The organism is Jannaschia seosinensis (assembly GCF_001408515.1).
GTDB classification, from domain to species: Bacteria; Pseudomonadota; Alphaproteobacteria; order Rhodobacterales; family Rhodobacteraceae; genus Jannaschia; species Jannaschia seosinensis.
Genome location: NZ_CYPR01000023.1, coordinates 1 through 15,393 on the forward strand (window position 1 = coordinate 1; position 15,393 = coordinate 15,393).

Below are 15,393 nucleotides of genomic sequence, written 5' to 3' on the forward strand. Positions count from 1 at the left end.
AGGAATCGAGAACGCCAACATCTTCTGAACGCTGTCGCGCGAAATCCCGAAGTGATGCGCCGCCGCCCGCTGGCTCATGCCCTCCGCACAGGCCAATCGCACCTTACGATACAAGTCCACGGTGAAAATCCTCCCGCCCTCCCTGCCGCCAGAGAGGGTAAAGGTGGACGACTTTTACGCCGCCCGCAGCAGGCTCATCCCGCCGCTACCGTGGCAGACTTTTGCACCGCCGTTCTCAGAAGTTGGTTACGTAACGCTCCCATCCCAAAGAGCTTGGTGATGCTGCTACCAGCCATGCCACGGGCGACCAAAGCATCACGGAAGGCGTTTGCATCTTTTCGAGTATACGTCGTCAGCGGTTTATCCCCGCACACGTCGATAGCGTAACCGCAGGAACGTTCCGCCGCACGTCGGAACGTCTCCGGCTTCCCGCTCCCCTTGAGGCGGAGGTAAGTCACGACTGCCTCCGATAGTGTTGGAGATGCAGAGTTGACATCGTTTGAACCGACCTGCGCAGACGGTGAGAACCCTCCCCCGTTCAAGCGGAGCATATGCTTGCCCGGCAAGTCAGTATCTCTCGCCCTCAGGTGAAACCAGTATTCTTCCAACTGACCAGCGGCACGGATGGCGCGCGCAGAAGCTACAGTCCGCGACTTCGTCCGAAGTGACTAGGATATTTTTGCGGACGTATAGTGCTTCTGCAATTCCAGTGAAACGCGCCGCACAAAATAGGAGCCCCCGCCCTTCGTAAACGTGTGGGGGGGCTGAAATGTACTCCGCCATGTTCTACGCCTCTGGCTAAAAATCAGTTTAGCTGAGACTTTTCAAAGTGTTGCGCGAAATAAGTGGTGCCCGGGGGCGGAATCGAACCACCGACACGCGGATTTTCAATCCGCTGCTCTACCCCTGAGCTACCCGGGCACGTATCGCGAAGCCGTCGGCTTCGCTGGGGTGGTGATCGTCTAGGATGCGCATGCGGAACTGTCCAGACCGTTTTGCGCGTCAAATGCAGGTTTGGTCACCCGGTGTGGCCATCCGCAGTGTTGGTGACTCGGAGGCTGCGCCCGACGGCTCCGACAACCCGCCCGAATAGGCGCACAAGCGCGACACCGAAAAAAATCAATGACGCGTCGGTCCGCCTTCATCCTCCTCGGAGGCGCGGCGTTCTAAAGCATCGATGACCTCGTCGGCATCATCCGGATCGGCGGAAGGTACGGCATAGCTGCCGGTCAACCACTTGCCCAAATCAATATCCGCGCATCGACGCGAACAGAAAGGGCGATACTTCAGATCAGTCTCGCGGTCGCAGATCGGGCAGGTCACAGCAGGTCCTCGAGGTGTCGGCGTTCACGTCGGCGGGTCAACTCGAAATGGCCCAACGGGGTCCAGCCGATCAGCGACGTCTCGACCGGATCGGCGCGAAAGGCGGCCCGAAGCGCGGCCTCCAACGTCTTGCGGTCCTTCTTGGGCATGGGGGCAAGGTCCAGCACGATCTGCCCCCCCAGACCACGTAGCCGAAGCTGCCGCGGCAGCGCCTTGGCCAGCGCAAGATTGGCCTTCAATCCACCGGCTCCACCCTCAGGTGTGTTCACATCCACGGCCACCAGGGCCCGCGTCGGCTCGACATAGGCGGTGGCCTGCCCGAGCGACACCTCCGGCGAACGCAGCGCGTCCACCTGATCGGCGACGAGGTCCCAATCCTCGGAAACCGAATCCGCATCCCAGTCGCGCCATGCAAGAGTCTGGGCATCGGGTCCATCGACCAGCCGCTCCGGACCGTCTCCCTCGTCTCCGATTACCCGCATCGCCAAGTCCCACGTCGCCGCGACGTCTTCGGCAATTACATCTGCCTCCACACCGTCGCAGGCGGTCCGCAGGATGATCCCATGCGCCCCCCGTTCCGGAACGGCGTCATGCGCGATCTCCAACAAGCGATCCCGCTCCGCATCGTCGGTCAACGACCGCGCAACATTCAACCCCGGCGCATCGGGCGTGACAATGCAGAAGCGCGACTTGAAGAGAACACGATCGGTCACAGGAACAGCCTTGCCCGGTTCAGCATGGCCCGTCACCTGCACCAGAAGTGCCTGCCCCGGAGCCATTCCCTTGGCGTTGCGGTGCCAGCCCGTAAGCCCGTCGCTCAACCGGACGAACATGCCACCCTGCCCCTTTGCGGGCCGGTCGCAAACCGCACGGAACACCGTGCCGGGGACCGGCAGGTCATCATCGGCATCTATCAGCAGATCATCGAGCCGCCCATCGACCATCCGGGCCGCCGCCGTTCGACCTTCGTGGCGGCCGAGAATTACCTGCACGCCCTTCATTGCCATATCTCCAATCCGGCCGCCTGCAGCAGGTTCGCCGTCTCATGCACGGGAAGTCCCATCACGCCGGTATAGCTCCCCTCGATCCAGGTCACGAACGCACCGGCCGGCCCCTGAATCGCGTAGGCCCCGGCCTTGCCATGCCAATCCTGCGTCGCGAGGTACCCCTCGATCTCCGCATCGGACAGCCGCTTGATCTTCACGCTCGTCGCTGAGGTGCGACGCCAGGATTGCCCAGCCCGCCGCACACCGATTGCGGTGAAAACCCTGTGCCGCCGCCCCGAGAGAAGCCGAAGGAATGCAGCAGCTTCCTGTGCATCCTGTGGCTTGCCCAAGATACGTCGCCCGACCGCGACGGTCGTATCGGCGCACAACACCACGTCCTCCGCCTCTGCTGTGACGGCGGCAAGCTTCGCGACCACGATCCGCTCGCAGTAAACACGCGGCGATTCCGCTTTCCGGGGCGTCTCGTCGATGTCGGGGGGCCGCACATCATCGGGCACCACACCGAGCTGTGCCAGCAATTCCAGCCTGCGCGGCGAACCCGACCCGAGGATCAGGCGCGGCCTGCCCGATAAAGGCACGTCACTTGAAGCGATAGTTGATACGTCCCTTGGTCAGGTCGTAGGGGGTCATCTCCACCTGCACCTTGTCGCCGGCAAGGACTCGGATCCGGTTCTTGCGCATTTTGCCTGCCGTATGCGCGATAATCTCATGGCCGTTCTCGAGTTCGACCCGAAATGTCGCGTTCGGCAGGAGCTCCTTCACGACGCCGGGGAATTCGAGCATCTCTTCCTTGGCCATGGTCTCTCCTGATGTCAGGCCGCCAAAAAAGAGGCGGCGGATGCGGGTAGATGGTGCAGATTTCTGGATTCTTCAAGGGTCAAGGTGAGAGGCTGCGGCAAACAGATCCCGCACGCCCCGGCGGCAGGCTTGATGCGCCCGCTCAACCGAAGCGCCGCTCCAGCCGTTCCGCGATCTGTTCGCGCGTCTGGCGGTAGCTGCGAAGCTTCTGCTCCCGCGTCTCGCCCACACCGGTCGGATCCATGACCGGCCAGTATTCAACTTCGACATGCGCATGACGCGCCAATTCGCGGGCTACACGCCGCGACGCGGCGGTCAGCGCCACGATCAGGTCGAACTGCTCCAGATCGTCGCCCAGATCACGCATTTCATCAAAGCTGCGAGTTCGGTGACGCGACAACTCCACCCCGATCTCGGCGCAGACGGCGATCGCGAACCCGTCGATCTCGAGGTCGTTCATCACTCCCGCGGATTGCACGTAGATCGAATGACCATGACGCTTTTTCATCAAGCCTTCCGCCATGGGGGATCGAACGGCGTTGTGATCGCAGCAGAACAGAACCGCCTGCGGCTTGCCTTCAGCCGCCGGCATGGAGCACGCAGATCAAGGTGAAGAGCCGGCGCGCCGTCGGATGATCCACCTCCGCCTTGCCCTCGAGCCGCTCGACTAGGATGCGGGCGCCCTCGTTATGGATACCGCGCCGGGCCATGTCGATCGCCTCGATCTGGCTCGGCGGCAACTTCTTCACCGCGTCGAAATAGGCTTCGCAAATCTGCCAATAATCCTTCACGACCTGCCGGAAGGGACCGAGCGCCATGTGAAACGCCCCCGCCAGGCCAGCATCCGTAGCGACCTCGAACACCAGACGACCGTCGCGAATCGCCAGAGTCAGGTAATAGGGTCCGTCCGGTGCCCCCTCGGCCAGAGGCGCGAAGCGGTTGTCCTCCAGCAGGTCGAAGATCGCCACCGCCCGCTCCTGCTCGATCTCGGGAGTGGGCTTGGGCAGGTCGGGCGCGTCGATGTCGATACGGGCAATGCGGGCGTTCATGTCCCGTTGATGCCGCAATGCGGCGCGCTCGGCAATGGCCTAGCGGTTGAGCCGGTCCAGTCGCGCCTGCACGCTGAGCCCGTGCGCCTCGAGCGATTCCGATCCGGCCAACGCGACCGCCGACGGGCCCACGGCGCGCAAGCTTTCCGGCGTCATCCGGGCCAGCGTCGTCCGCTTGAGGAAATCGAGAACCGACAGGCCAGACGAGAATCGCGCCGACCGCGCCGTCGGAAGTACGTGGTTCGGCCCGCCGACATAGTCGCCGACCGCCTCGGGGGTCCAGGCCCCCAGAAAGATCGCACCCGCATGCGTGATCCGGGCCGCAAGCGCGTCCGGATCGGCCACGGCCAGTTCGAGATGCTCCGGCGCGATTCGATTCGAAAGGCTCGCGGCCTCGGCCAGATCGCGCACCACGATCACCGCACCGAAATCGCGCCAGGACGCCCCCGCGATGGCCCGTCGCGCCAGCGTCTTCAGCCGGGCCTCCACCGCCTCCGCGACGGCGCGCCCGAAGGCCGCGTCATCCGTGATCAGGATCGACTGCGCGCTCTCGTCGTGCTCTGCCTGGCTCAACAGATCCAGCGCGATCCAATCGGGATCGTTATCGGCATCCGCAATCACCAAAATTTCGGACGGCCCCGCGATCATGTCTATGCCAACCCGGCCAAAGACACGTCGCTTGGCCGCGGCGACATAGGCATTGCCCGGCCCGGTGATCAGGTCCACCGGTGCGATGCTCTCGGTCCCGTAGGCCATCGCCGCAACCGCCTGCGCGCCGCCGATGCGATACACCTCGTGAACCCCCGCGATCCGCGCGGCCAGCATGACTAGCGGGTTCACCACCCCGTCCGGCGTCGGCACGCACATGACCAACCGCTCCACACCCGCGACCTGCGCGGGAACGGCGTTCATCAGGACGCTCGATGGATAGGAAGCAAGGCCGCCGGGCACGTAAAGCCCGGCCGCCGAAACGGCCGTCCAACGCCAGCCCAACGTCGCACCGGCCTCGTCCGTCCAGGATTCGTCCGACGGCATCTGTCGCGCGTGATAGGCTTGGATCCGCGACGCGGCGAGTTCCAGCGCCTCGCGCTCCGCCTCGGGCACACGGGCTGCATGTTCGTCGATTTCGGCATCCGGGATGCGCAAGCCGCCCTCCGCCACCTGAAGCCGGTCGAATCTCGCAGTCAGATCGCGAACCGCCGCATCCCCCTCTGCACGAACCCGCGCGATTATCGCGGCCACGGCTTCGTCGACGTCGGGCGCATCCTCCCGCTTCATCGTCAGGAGCGCGGCGAAGCGGTCCTCGAAATCGGCGTCCTTGGCGTCGAGAAACTGCGGCATGGCCCTCTGTGGCCCAGCGGGCCGTCTTTCGATGGTTGCAACGGGTTCCTGCAGGCCGATCGTTCGGCCTCAAGGTCGGCTACCCTGCGGGTCGCGGCGCCTCAAGCTCACTCCGGATGGTCCGGCACCTTTCCCGAGGGCGCGAGGTAAGGCTGAGTGACGTCGCGCAACGTCACGTCCAGACATTCGCAGTCGATCTCCACCACACCGTCACCGGCAAAGGTCAACCGCAACTGACCTTCGGCATCCGCGCCAGGCTGCCATTCAAGCGCGAGGAGCGACAAAACCGTCTCCGCATCCCCCGGCACCACGCCCTGCCCGCGCACGCCGCGCGCCTCCGTTACCGTGAGGACAGAACGAACCCGCTGCGGCGGTCGGGTGCGGCCTTCCCAGCGAAAGCGGTTGAGCAGAAATGCCACCTCCCGCCGCCCCTTGGACCAGCGCATCTCCGAGGCAGGGAGCACCGCATCCTGAACCAGAGCGGAAATTACCTGCAGGTCGCCCGCCTCCGTCGCCCAGAGGCGTAACGGTCCCGCGCCCGCACTGTCTGCAAAACTGGCGTCGTCGCTCATTCCTCGTCCCCTTTCGTCCCGTCATCCCGGTCGGACGCATCGGCATCGCGCGCCCGCTTCTGCGCCTTGCGTCGGCTCATGTTCGCCTTCAGCGCCGCCTTGAGGCGATCCTCACGTGCGGGCGGCGGCGTCTTCTCTTTCGCCATCGTTGACAGGCCTCTTCCCGTTGCCGCTGGTCCACATAGCGGGACCGGATCACCCGGTCCACCCGAACGCTGCAATCTGGGGGTTGCGGGACCGTTCCATCCGGTCTAATCGGCGCCCCGGACGCTGCTGTAGCTCAGAGGTAGAGCACTCCCTTGGTAAGGGAGAGGTCGAGAGTTCAATTCTCTCCAGCAGCACCACAATCCCGACCGATCGGCGCAGGCAGCAGCCTTTTAAAGCTGAAACCCCTCAGTCGCCCGTCACATCCGCATCGTAGAGCCAGCGGAGCCCCCTGAGCGGCACATCCGGCGCGACCCGGTTCATGGCACGCAACGCAGAATGCCCGACAACCCGCGACACCCCCGATAGGTGATAGTTTCGCGCATTACTCGCCGCAGCCCGCAGCGCACGCGTCACACGGGGCCGACGCACGGCCTCCCATCTGGCGGGTTCGTCGAGGGAAGCGGCCAACGTCCAAGCATCCTCCAGCGCCAGATTCGCGCCTTGCGCGAGGAACGGCAACGTCGGATGCGCCGCATCCCCGATCAGCGTCACCGCCCCGCGCGACCATTGCGGCGTAACGCCATGGTCCATCAGGCCCCAAAGGTTCACCCACTCGACCCGCGCCAGGATCTCCCGGATCGGCACGTCGAAGCGTGCGAAAGCCGCACGCAAATTCTCCGGGTCGTCCTCAGTCGACCACCCCTCGACAACCCAATCCGACCGCTCCTCGACTGCGACGACATTCAGGGCCGATCCATCGCGCAGCGGGTAAAGGACAAGATGTCGCCCCGCCCCCACATGAACCTGCGCCTCTGCCGGCCAGTTTTCCACCGGCACAATGGTCCGCCAGGCAACTTGGCCGGTATATCGGGATGCGTGATCAGGAGCGACATACTCCCGCGCCACCCCCCGTACGCCATCGGCACCCACCAGGCGCTTGACCGGGTGCAGAGCGCCATCCTCAAACGTAATGTGATCGACCCCGATCGCAGCCACGCGACGCCCCAGCCGGATCGCAACGCCGACCTCCCTCGCCCGGGCAGCGAGCGCATCGATCAGATCGGCCCGGTGCACCAACCGGAACCCTTCGCCCAGCGGCATGCGGATCAGGTTTCGCCCCGTCGACCCGTCGATCAGATGGACGGCCCGCGACGCCAAGGCGCGCGGCGCGACCCCCAGCGCATCGAGCACCCGCCCGCCATTCGGCGCGATCTGCAACCCTGCACCCACCTCGGTCAGCGCGGGTGCCTGCTCGATCACCTCGACGGAACGCCCCCGCAGGCGCAGGGCGATCGCACAGGCAAGCCCGGCGATGCCCGCACCCAGAACGGTGACGTCACTCGTCGCGATGGACCTTCTCGCGACGTTCGTGCTTTTCCTGCGCCTCGACCGTCATCGTCGCGATCGGGCGTGCGTCGAGACGCTTGAGCGAAATCGGGTCGCCCGTCTTCTCGCAATAGCCGTATTCCCCCTCCTCGATCCGCCGGAGCGCGGCGTCGATCTTGGAGATCAGCTTGCGCTGCCGATCCCGTGTCCGCAGCTCCAGCGCACGGTCGGTCTCCTCGCTGGCGCGGTCGGTGATGTCGGGAATGTTGCGCGCCGCCCCCTGCAGCCCCTCGATCGTGCGCTCCGTCTCGTCGACAAGCTCGGCCTTCCAGGCCAGCAGCTTGCGGCGGAAATACTCCACCTGCCGGTCGTTCATGAAGGGCTCGTCCTCGGCTGGGGTGTAATCGTTCGGAAGAAAGGTCTCGGCTTTCATCGGGGCTCCCTTATACCGGCAGGTTGCAGGCAGGACGGTGTCTGCGGAGCCGCCCTACGCCGGTCTCTGGCGGCGCGCTTACATTACGTCCGGCGAGTTGTCACGCCCTGCGACCCCTATGTTGGCGAAGTGTCATCCGCCTGTTAATCGGTGCGAAACACACGCGGATGGGACGAAGCGATGCGGTTCGAGGGAACGAAAGACTACGTGGCGACCGGCGACCTGAACGTGGCGGTGAATGCCGCCATCGCGCTTCAGCGGCCACTACTGGTCAAGGGCGAGCCGGGCACCGGCAAGACCGAACTGGCCCGCCAGGTCGCCGCCGCACTCGGTGTTCCGATGCTCGAATGGGCGGTGAAGTCCACCACCCGCGCGCAGCAGGGTCTTTACGAATACGATGCCGTCTCGCGCCTTCGCGACAGCCAACTTGGCGACGAGCGTGTCCACGACATCTCCAACTACATCCGTCGGGGCAAGCTTTGGCAGGCCTTCGAGGCGGAGGAGCGCGTCGTCCTTCTGATCGACGAGATCGACAAAGCCGATATCGAATTCCCCAACGACTTGCTGCAGGAACTCGACCGGATGGAGTTCCACGTCTACGAGACCGGCGAGACCGTGCGCGCCAGGCACCGGCCCATCGTCATCATCACCTCCAACAACGAGAAGGAGCTGCCCGACGCGTTCCTGCGGCGGTGCTTCTTTCACTATATCCGCTTCCCGGACATGGACACGCTGAAGGCGATCGTCGAAGTCCACTTCCCCGACATCAAGCAGACCCTGCTCGCGACCGCGCTGACGCAATTCTTCGCCGTCCGCGATCAGCAGGGCCTCAAGAAGAAGCCGTCCACGTCGGAGATGCTCGACTGGCTGAAACTTCTTCTGGCGGAGGATCTGACCGCCGAAGACCTCAAGGCCGACCCCCGCACGACCCTGCCCCGGCTGCACGGTGCGCTGCTGAAGAACGAGCAGGATGTGGCGCTGTTCGAACGCTTGGCCTTCATGGCGCGCAGCAGGGGGAGATAGGAAATCCGCCAACCGCTGACGCGTCAAGTGATGGGCAGGCTCTTCGCCTCGCTCATCCTTGCCGCGCTGATTGCATGCACGCCCGCGGACGTGGCGCCCAGCAGCGGCCCCGATGTCGCGCGTGCCACGCCCGCCGCCATGGCCGTCGACCTTCTGCCAATGCGCCGCTTCGACGGTCCACCCCGTTTGCGAGAACCCGTCTACCCCAATGGACAGCTTGCACGCGATATTCTGGCGCTGACCTTTCAGCTCGAGACGGGTCCAAAGCTGCCAATTCTGACCCGGTTCGAAGGACCCATTCCGGTTTCAGTCGAGTCGGTGGGCGCCCCTCCCCCGCAAACGCTTGCCTCCGATCTGGCCGACCTGCTCGACCGCCTGCGCCGCGAGGCCGGGATCGATGTGCGCCGCACCCGGCTTGGCGAAATGGGCTCAATCACCATATGCGCGCTGCCCCGCACGACGTTGCAGCGTCATGCTTGCGGTGCCGCCTGTTTCGCCGTGCCGCGTGTGGCGGGTTGGCGCGATTACCTGCGGCGGCCCGGCGCGGATACGGATTGGACCACGCTGGAGACCCGCAACCGGGCCAGCATCTTTCTGCCCGCCGATGTCAGCCCGCAGGAGCTGCGCGATTGCCTGCACGAAGAGCTGGCGCAGGCGCTCGGCCCCCTCAACGACCTCTATCGGCTCCCGAACTCGGTCTTCAACGACGACAACGTTCATTCCGTCCTGACCGATTTCGACATGCTCGTCCTGCGCGCAATTTACCATCGGGACCTGCACTCTGGCGTGACTCGTGCCGAAGTCGCCGCACCTCTTCCGGCCATCCTCGATGAGATCAACCCGCGGGGTCATCGTGCCGATACGCGTCCGGTCGCCGAATCCCCAATGGGCTGGAACATGGCGATCGGCAAAGCGCTCGCTCTTCGCCAGGCAGCGGCCGTCCGCCGCACCAGCGCTCGGGAGGCCGTCCGCATCGCCCGTGCCGAAGGGTGGCAAGACGATCGGCTGGCAATGTCACTTCTGGCCTTCGGTCGTGCGGCGATGACCGGACCGGACGAGGAGAATGCCCGGATCGCCGTCACCTCGTTCCTCGACGCGGCCAGAATCTACCGCAACCTCCATGGCACCGGAGCGCTGCAATCGGCGCAGGTTACCGTCCATCTCGCCGTCCTCGTGCTCGGCTCAGGTGAGGTGGATGAAGCCATTGCTCTCCTCGACAGCGCGATCCCGACGGCCAGGGGCGCGCAGAATGCGGCGCGGTTGTCGACGCTGCTGATGCTGCGGGCGCGAGCTGCGCACCTGCAGGGTGCGGAGGACGAGGCCGCGGGCCTCCGGCGCGAGGCGCTGTCCTGGGGCCGCCACGCTTGGGGCGACCGCTTCGTGACCCTGCGCGCCGCCGAGGTTGCGGGGCTGCGTCTGGACGCGTAGACGGCCCTCATGTTGCCTATCGTCCTCGCCACGCTCGGCGCCATCCTTGGCGCATTCACCGCCCGTCGCCGCAAGGGGAACGGGTTCGACATTGCCCAGTGGGCCGTGGTCTGGGCGATCATTGGCGGGCTGATCGGGCTTTTCCTGTCGGTCCTCATCGCCCGGCTCTAGATGTTTCTGCGCTTCTTCGAGCAGCTGCGCGAAGCCGGCATTCCCGTCTCCCTGCGCGAACATCTCACCTTCCTCGAGGCCCTCTCCGCCGATCTGGTCACCCACGATGTTGAGGCGTTCTACTACCTCGCCCGCGCCGCGCTGGTGAAGGATGAACGTCATATCGACCGTTTCGACCGCGCCTTCGCCGCCGCCTTCGACGGGCTGGATGCCGTCACGCCCGAGCAGGTTCTCAAGGCGATGGATCTTCCGCCCGACTGGCTGGAAAAGCAGGCCGAAAAACTCCTCAGCGATGAGGAAAAGGCCGGGCTTTCGGCACTTGGTGGCTTCGATAAGCTGATGGAGACGCTCCGCGAGCGGCTGCGCGAGCAACAGGGCCGTCACCAAGGCGGCAGCAAGTGGATCGGCACCGCCGGCACCTCTCCCTTCGGCGCCTACGGTTACAATCCCGAAGGCATCCGCATCGGTCAGGACGAAAGCCGCAACCGGCGCGCCGTCAAGGTCTGGGACAAGCGAGAGTTCCGCGATTACGGCGACGAGGTCGAACTCGGCACCCGCAACATCAAGGTCGCGCTCAAACGCCTGCGCGCCTGGGCTCGCGAGGGCGCGGCAGACGAGTTGGACCTCGACGACACCATCCGCTCAACCGCCCGGAACGGCTATCTCGACGTCATCACGCGGCCCGAACGGCGGCTGGCCAGCAAGGTCCTGCTCTTTCTCGATGTCGGCGGCTCCATGGACCCGCATGTGCGCGTGGTGGAGGAGCTGTTCTCGGCCGCCCGCACCGAATTCCGGACGCTGGAGCATTTTTACTTCCACAATTGTCTCTACGAGGGCGTCTGGCGCGACAATCGCCGTCGCTGGGAGGCGGTCACTTCGACGTCGGAGGTGCTCAACACCTACGGCCCCGACTACCGCTGCATCTTCGTCGGCGATGCCGCGATGTCACCCTACGAGATCACGCATCCCGGCGGCGCCAACGAGCATTGGAATGCCGAAGCCGGTCATGTCTGGCTGGAGCGGGCCCGTGCACAATGGCCGATGAACGTCTGGATCAATCCGGTGCCCCGGGAGCAGTGGGACTACACCCATTCGACCCGCATGATCCGCGAAATCTTCGAGGAGCGCATGGTGCCGATGACGCTGGCCGGTTTGACCGAGGGGATGAAGCTGCTGACCTGACGCTAGAGGCTGCCCGTCGGGCCGGGCGGCGGCGCACCGATCCCGCGTAGTTCGGCCACAAGCGTGTCCTCCGGAGGCTCGGTAAGGACGCTGACATCACCCGTCGTCTCCAGAACCACCAAGGCGGCATCCGCCATGCGCGTCACACCCGCTCCGCGCAGCTTCTGGCGCAGATCGTCGCGCGTCATGCGCGCCTCGACTAACGCTTCCTCCCGCACCAGCCCGTCGCGCATCAGGACCAACGGCTCGTTATCGGTCCAATGCTGCGCCCGCTTCACGCGCACGCGAAACGCGCCGATCGCCGTCTGCACGGCGAGGAGCGCAGCCAACGCCAGAAGGCCCATTGACCAAGGCGTCGACGGGTTCACAACGGTCGACGCCACGACCGAACCGGTCGCGACCGTTACGGCAAAATCGTGCGCCGACATCTTGGCGAAACTGCGAAGGCCGGCGATGCGCACGAAAAGCATCAGCGCCGGCAGCAGAATCACGGCGTCGAGAAGAATTGTCATCCAGTCAGGCATGCCATCTTACGCATGCGCGACGCTGCGGTTCCCCGGTTAACGCGGCGCGGAGCGATCCGATGACGCGGAGAGAAGGAGATAGCGCAGGTTCGTCTCCCGCAAGGCGAGGCGCAAACGCATCTCGGCGTTCGTCCGTTGCGACGCGGCCGCCTTGCGGAACAGCCCATGGAGCCATGTAAACATCCGGACCTCCGTCGGAAAAAGCAGCCTCATCTTCTATTGGACGCCGCAGCGACCGCGAGGTTCCCGCGCCGCCGCACTTTATTTTGACCTTCGATCCAACTGGACGCGGGGCGGCGCGATCCCCACATTATCCGCATGATCAAATTTCCGGCCCTTCTCCTGGCCATCGGCTACGGACTCGTCATGTGGGTCTTTTCCGCTTGGCGGCTGAAGCGCCAGATGGATGAGTCCTCCACCCCTCTCGCCGATCCCCGGCTTGAACCGGTTTTTGCGCGGATGGCGCAGGTACTGGAAGTGGAGCGCATTCGCGTGCACGTGCATGAGGTCGACCCGGTCAATGGCCTTGCCGCACCCGATGGCCGCATCTTCCTGACGCGCGGTTTCCTGCGCAAGTTCGAGACCGGCGAGGTCACCGCCGACGAGATGGCGAGCGTCGTTGCTCACGAGCTCGGCCACGTCGCACTCGGCCACGCACGCCGGCGGCTGATCGACTTCTCGGGACAGAACGCGATCCGGGTGGCCTTGGCGGGCGTCTTGGGCCGCATCATTCCCGGCGTGGGTCCGTGGATCGCCAACGCGCTCGCCTCGCTCGTCGCCGCAAGATTGTCGCGGCAGGACGAGTACGAGGCCGACACCTATGCCAGTGCGCTTCTGGTCAAGGCCGGGATTGGTACGCAACCGCAGAAGAGCATGTTCGAAAAGCTGTCGCATCTGACTGGCACGGGCGGACATGGCATGCCCGCATGGCTGATGAGCCACCCGAAGACCGACGAGCGCATCGCCGCGATCGAGGCGAACGAGGCCAAGTGGGGGCTGTCCGCACAGTCCTGACATCAGGATCGGATCAATAAACTTTCAGATGTCGCTTTGAAGGCTTCGTAGGCCGACGCCCCCGTCACGACCCGATAGAGGGTCCGGGCGGGGGCGCCGGCAGGAAACTCGGGGGCGTCTCCTTGCGCGGGCATGGACCTTGCAGCCTATCCCGCGCGGCCCTCTTTGCGCCGCAATCGTTGAAAAACGATTAACGCCCCGGCCCGCTCCAGATTTTCCACGCCGACACCGGACACCCTTGCCGCCGCGCCGCAGGTCGGGCACCTCTGCATTCCATGACGCCAGACCTTCTCTGCATCGGCGCCGTCCTGTGGGACGTGATCGGCCGCTCGAACGCCTATATGGAGCGCGGCTCCGACGTGCCCGGCCGCATCACCCGCATCCCGGGCGGCGTGGCCCTCAACATCGCGATGGCGGCGCGAGCCTACGGGATGACGCCCACGCTCCTGTCGGTCGTGGGCCGCGATGCGGAGGGCGATGCCCTCGTGGCCGCCTGCGCGCGGCTCGGATTGTTGACCGACACCCTCTACCGCTCGGATGACCTGCGTACCGATGTCTACATGGCCGTCGAAGGTGCGAACGGACTGATCGCCGCCATTGCCGACGCCCATTCGCTGGAAGCGGCGGGCGACAAGATCCTGTCACCCCTCGCGGACATGCCGGACTGGTCCGGGCCGATTGCCTTGGACGGGAACCTGACGCTGGACCTGCTGGCCCGGATCGCGACCGATCCCGCCTTCGCCCGCACCGATCTGCGCGTGGCGCCCGCCTCCCCCGGCAAGGCGGAGCGGTTGATCCCGTTCCTGTCGCATGCGGCCGCCACGCTCTACGTCAATCTTGAGGAGGCAGGGCTGCTGCTGCATGCACCACAAGCCAACGCAATCACCGCCGCCGAGGCGATGCGCGCGCGTGGCCTCTATCGTGCGATCGTTACCGATGGCCCGCGCCTCGCCGCTTGCGCAGGCCCCGGAGGCACCGTCACACGACACCCACGCCGCGTTATGGTCACGCGCGTGACCGGCGCGGGCGACACGTTCATGGCCGCCCATATCGCCGCCGAAGCGAGCGGTGCGAGTTCGGACGCCGCGCTCGAACGCGCCTGCGAAGCGGCCGCAACCTATGTGTCCGGCGACACCTACTGACCACGTGCATGCGAGCGTAATCCAGTAAGCAACGTAGCTCATCCGCGCGGACCTGTTCTCCGGAACCTCTTCAGGCACATTGCGCCCGCATGCCCATCCCGGACTGCGCCTTGTTCCCATCAATCCAGCGTCCTATGTCGGGTCGAACCTCCCCGCATGGACCGCCCGCAATGCAACTTGGCGACGATCAGCTTCCGCGACCGCAGCGTCCCGGCTTCATCGGGCGGCTCAGAAACAACTTCCTGACCGGGCTCATCGTGATCGCGCCGATCGGTCTGACGTTCTGGCTTATCTGGTCCGTCATCGGCTGGATCGACGGCTGGGTTCTTCCCTTCGTGCCGTTCCGCTACCGGCCGGATATCTGGCTTCTGGACCAGTTCGGCCTCGACCTCGACATCCGCGGCATCGGAGTGGCGTTCTTTCTGATCTTCACGCTGCTCGTGGGATGGGTCGCCAAGGGGCTCATCGGCCGGTCGATCCTGCGCTACGCCGAGAACCTCGTGCAGACCATGCCCATCGTGCGCTCCGTCTACAGCGGGCTCAAGCAGATCGCGGAAACTATCCTCGCACAGGACCAGTCAAGCTTCGAGCGCGCCTGCCTCGTGGAATATCCGCGACAGGGCATCTGGGCGATCGGGTTCGTATCGACCAACGCAAAGGGCGAAATCCAAGCCCGCGCCGAGGTGCCGATGATGTCGATTTTCCTGCCGACCACGCCGAACCCGACTTCGGGATTTCTCTTGTTCGTGCCGGAATCGGACGTGATCTATCTCGACATGACCGTCGAGGACGCGGCGAAGCTCGTGATCTCGGCAGGTCTGGTATATCCGGGAGCCAGGAAGGCGGACGGCACGCCGGTCATTCCCGACCTCGACACGGCGGCGCAATAGGTCTTGGCGGCGGCGCAGGCTGA

At 65.0% G+C, this 15,393-nt stretch carries 21 protein-coding genes and 2 tRNA genes; 8 read left to right on the top strand and 15 right to left on the bottom strand.

Annotated elements, in window-relative coordinates; all coding sequences use genetic code 11:
- The 11 genes from JSE7799_RS20270 to JSE7799_RS20805 form a co-directional block, all read right to left on the bottom strand.
- Window positions 1-120 (bottom strand): helix-turn-helix domain-containing protein (locus tag JSE7799_RS20270; protein ID WP_144431518.1); only part of this gene is annotated, 120 nt, incomplete at its 3' end.
- Between the two features lie 726 nt (window positions 121-846).
- A tRNA-Phe gene (locus tag JSE7799_RS02275) sits at window positions 847-921 on the bottom strand.
- 198 nt (window positions 922-1,119) lie between these two features.
- Window positions 1,120-1,323, bottom strand: coding sequence for a DNA gyrase inhibitor YacG (locus JSE7799_RS02280; protein WP_055662160.1), 204 nt, complete (start codon window positions 1,321-1,323; stop codon window positions 1,120-1,122).
- Complete coding sequence (locus JSE7799_RS02285) at window positions 1,320-2,324, bottom strand: ribonuclease E/G (RefSeq protein WP_055662193.1); 1,005 nt, start codon at window positions 2,322-2,324, stop codon at window positions 1,320-1,322. The genes JSE7799_RS02280 and JSE7799_RS02285 overlap by 4 nt, the downstream gene beginning before the upstream one ends.
- Window positions 2,321-2,923, bottom strand: a complete 603-nt coding sequence (locus JSE7799_RS02290; RefSeq protein WP_370736635.1) for a Maf family protein — start codon at window positions 2,921-2,923, stop codon at window positions 2,321-2,323. Before JSE7799_RS02290 ends, JSE7799_RS02285 begins: the two co-directional genes overlap by 4 nt.
- Window positions 2,910-3,128 (bottom strand): translation initiation factor IF-1, encoded by a 219-nt coding sequence (gene infA / locus JSE7799_RS02295; protein WP_011455993.1) that lies wholly within the window; start codon window positions 3,126-3,128, stop codon window positions 2,910-2,912. The genes JSE7799_RS02290 and infA overlap by 14 nt, the downstream gene beginning before the upstream one ends.
- Window positions 3,129-3,270: 142 nt before the next feature.
- Window positions 3,271-3,720 (bottom strand): arsenate-mycothiol transferase ArsC, encoded by a 450-nt coding sequence (locus tag JSE7799_RS02300; RefSeq protein ID WP_055662162.1) that lies wholly within the window; start codon window positions 3,718-3,720, stop codon window positions 3,271-3,273.
- Complete coding sequence (locus JSE7799_RS02305) at window positions 3,707-4,177, bottom strand: UPF0262 family protein (protein WP_055662163.1); 471 nt, start codon at window positions 4,175-4,177, stop codon at window positions 3,707-3,709. Before JSE7799_RS02305 ends, JSE7799_RS02300 begins: the two co-directional genes overlap by 14 nt.
- 39 nt (window positions 4,178-4,216) lie before the next feature.
- A complete protein-coding gene (hisD, locus tag JSE7799_RS02310; protein ID WP_055662164.1) occupies window positions 4,217-5,518 on the bottom strand; it encodes a histidinol dehydrogenase in 1,302 nt (433 codons plus the stop codon).
- Between the two features lie 107 nt (window positions 5,519-5,625).
- Window positions 5,626-6,090 (bottom strand): DUF2948 family protein, encoded by a 465-nt coding sequence (locus JSE7799_RS02315; RefSeq protein WP_055662165.1) that lies wholly within the window; start codon window positions 6,088-6,090, stop codon window positions 5,626-5,628.
- Complete coding sequence (locus JSE7799_RS20805; RefSeq protein ID WP_186201812.1) at window positions 6,087-6,236, bottom strand: hypothetical protein; 150 nt, start codon at window positions 6,234-6,236, stop codon at window positions 6,087-6,089. Before JSE7799_RS20805 ends, JSE7799_RS02315 begins: the two co-directional genes overlap by 4 nt.
- Window positions 6,237-6,359: 123 nt before the next feature.
- On the opposite strand from JSE7799_RS20805, the gene JSE7799_RS02320 reads away from it, so the two are divergent.
- A tRNA-Thr gene (locus tag JSE7799_RS02320) sits at window positions 6,360-6,434 on the top strand.
- Between the two features lie 49 nt (window positions 6,435-6,483).
- On the opposite strand, the gene JSE7799_RS02325 is transcribed toward JSE7799_RS02320, so the two are convergent.
- Together JSE7799_RS02325 and dksA are read right to left on the bottom strand one after the other, a co-directional pair.
- Window positions 6,484-7,587 (bottom strand): FAD-dependent monooxygenase, encoded by a 1,104-nt coding sequence (locus tag JSE7799_RS02325; RefSeq protein WP_055662166.1) that lies wholly within the window; start codon window positions 7,585-7,587, stop codon window positions 6,484-6,486.
- Complete coding sequence (gene dksA, locus JSE7799_RS02330) at window positions 7,574-7,996, bottom strand: RNA polymerase-binding protein DksA (RefSeq protein WP_055662167.1); 423 nt, start codon at window positions 7,994-7,996, stop codon at window positions 7,574-7,576. The genes JSE7799_RS02325 and dksA overlap by 14 nt, the downstream gene beginning before the upstream one ends.
- Before the next feature lie 180 nt (window positions 7,997-8,176).
- On the opposite strand from dksA, the gene JSE7799_RS02335 reads away from it, so the two are divergent.
- The 4 genes from JSE7799_RS02335 (at window position 8,177) to JSE7799_RS02345 (ending at window position 11,800) form a co-directional block, all read left to right on the top strand.
- Window positions 8,177-9,019: an AAA family ATPase gene (locus JSE7799_RS02335; protein ID WP_055662168.1), complete on the top strand. Its 843-nt coding sequence runs from the start codon at window positions 8,177-8,179 to the stop codon at window positions 9,017-9,019.
- Window positions 9,020-9,109: 90 nt separating this feature from the next.
- On the top strand, window positions 9,110-10,447 hold the full coding sequence (locus JSE7799_RS02340) for a DUF2927 domain-containing protein (protein ID WP_222101688.1): 1,338 nt from the start codon (window positions 9,110-9,112) through the stop codon (window positions 10,445-10,447).
- 9 nt (window positions 10,448-10,456) lie between these two features.
- On the top strand, window positions 10,457-10,618 hold the full coding sequence (locus JSE7799_RS20810; protein WP_186201813.1) for a hypothetical protein: 162 nt from the start codon (window positions 10,457-10,459) through the stop codon (window positions 10,616-10,618).
- Window positions 10,619-11,800 (top strand): vWA domain-containing protein, encoded by a 1,182-nt coding sequence (locus JSE7799_RS02345; protein WP_055662170.1) that lies wholly within the window; start codon window positions 10,619-10,621, stop codon window positions 11,798-11,800.
- 2 nt (window positions 11,801-11,802) lie between these two features.
- Here the strand turns inward: JSE7799_RS02345 and JSE7799_RS02350 are convergent, their stop codons facing one another.
- Together JSE7799_RS02350 and JSE7799_RS20815 are read right to left on the bottom strand one after the other, a co-directional pair.
- A complete protein-coding gene (locus tag JSE7799_RS02350; RefSeq protein WP_055662171.1) occupies window positions 11,803-12,312 on the bottom strand; it encodes a DUF421 domain-containing protein in 510 nt (169 codons plus the stop codon).
- A gap of 48 nt (window positions 12,313-12,360) precedes the next feature.
- Complete coding sequence (locus JSE7799_RS20815) at window positions 12,361-12,507, bottom strand: hypothetical protein (protein WP_186201814.1); 147 nt, start codon at window positions 12,505-12,507, stop codon at window positions 12,361-12,363.
- 135 nt (window positions 12,508-12,642) lie between these two features.
- Between JSE7799_RS20815 and JSE7799_RS02355 the strand changes: the two genes are divergently transcribed.
- The 3 genes from JSE7799_RS02355 to JSE7799_RS02365 all read left to right on the top strand — a co-directional run bounded on the left by JSE7799_RS02355 (window position 12,643) and on the right by JSE7799_RS02365 (window position 15,370).
- The gene (locus JSE7799_RS02355; RefSeq protein ID WP_055662172.1) at window positions 12,643-13,338 is read left to right on the top strand and encodes a M48 family metallopeptidase; all 696 of its coding nucleotides are present in this window, start codon (window positions 12,643-12,645) and stop codon (window positions 13,336-13,338) included.
- A 275-nt stretch (window positions 13,339-13,613) separates the two neighbouring features.
- Entirely contained in the window at window positions 13,614-14,480 is an 867-nt protein-coding gene (locus JSE7799_RS02360; protein WP_055662173.1) for a PfkB family carbohydrate kinase, read from the top strand.
- 170 nt (window positions 14,481-14,650) lie between these two features.
- Window positions 14,651-15,370 carry a DUF502 domain-containing protein gene (locus JSE7799_RS02365; protein ID WP_055662174.1) on the top strand — a complete coding sequence of 240 codons (720 nt, stop codon included), beginning with the start codon at window positions 14,651-14,653 and terminating at the stop codon, window positions 15,368-15,370.
- The last annotated feature ends 23 nt before the right edge of the window (window positions 15,371-15,393 follow it).

Bases quoted from the DNA above. Each gene is read 5' to 3' on its own strand.
- infA (WP_011455993.1), bottom strand. From the start codon at position 3,128: ATGGCCAAGGAAGAGATGCTCGAATTCCCCGGCGTCGTGAAGGAGCTC.
- JSE7799_RS02355 (WP_055662172.1), top strand. From the start codon at position 12,643: ATGATCAAATTTCCGGCCCTTCTCCTGGCCATCGGCTACGGACTCGTC.
- JSE7799_RS02305 (WP_055662163.1), bottom strand. From the start codon at position 4,177: ATGAACGCCCGCATTGCCCGTATCGACATCGACGCGCCCGACCTGCCC.
- JSE7799_RS02365 (WP_055662174.1), top strand. From the start codon at position 14,651: ATGCAACTTGGCGACGATCAGCTTCCGCGACCGCAGCGTCCCGGCTTC.
- JSE7799_RS02315 (WP_055662165.1), bottom strand. From the start codon at position 6,090: ATGAGCGACGACGCCAGTTTTGCAGACAGTGCGGGCGCGGGACCGTTA.
- JSE7799_RS02360 (WP_055662173.1), top strand. From the start codon at position 13,614: ATGACGCCAGACCTTCTCTGCATCGGCGCCGTCCTGTGGGACGTGATC.
- JSE7799_RS02285 (WP_055662193.1), bottom strand. From the start codon at position 2,324: ATGAAGGGCGTGCAGGTAATTCTCGGCCGCCACGAAGGTCGAACGGCG.
- JSE7799_RS02300 (WP_055662162.1), bottom strand. From the start codon at position 3,720: ATGCCGGCGGCTGAAGGCAAGCCGCAGGCGGTTCTGTTCTGCTGCGAT.
- JSE7799_RS02335 (WP_055662168.1), top strand. From the start codon at position 8,177: ATGCGGTTCGAGGGAACGAAAGACTACGTGGCGACCGGCGACCTGAAC.
- JSE7799_RS20805 (WP_186201812.1), bottom strand. From the start codon at position 6,236: ATGGCGAAAGAGAAGACGCCGCCGCCCGCACGTGAGGATCGCCTCAAG.
- JSE7799_RS20815 (WP_186201814.1), bottom strand. From the start codon at position 12,507: ATGTTTACATGGCTCCATGGGCTGTTCCGCAAGGCGGCCGCGTCGCAA.
- JSE7799_RS20810 (WP_186201813.1), top strand. From the start codon at position 10,457: ATGTTGCCTATCGTCCTCGCCACGCTCGGCGCCATCCTTGGCGCATTC.
- JSE7799_RS02345 (WP_055662170.1), top strand. From the start codon at position 10,619: ATGTTTCTGCGCTTCTTCGAGCAGCTGCGCGAAGCCGGCATTCCCGTC.
- dksA (WP_055662167.1), bottom strand. From the start codon at position 7,996: ATGAAAGCCGAGACCTTTCTTCCGAACGATTACACCCCAGCCGAGGAC.
- hisD (WP_055662164.1), bottom strand. From the start codon at position 5,518: ATGCCGCAGTTTCTCGACGCCAAGGACGCCGATTTCGAGGACCGCTTC.
- JSE7799_RS02350 (WP_055662171.1), bottom strand. From the start codon at position 12,312: ATGACAATTCTTCTCGACGCCGTGATTCTGCTGCCGGCGCTGATGCTT.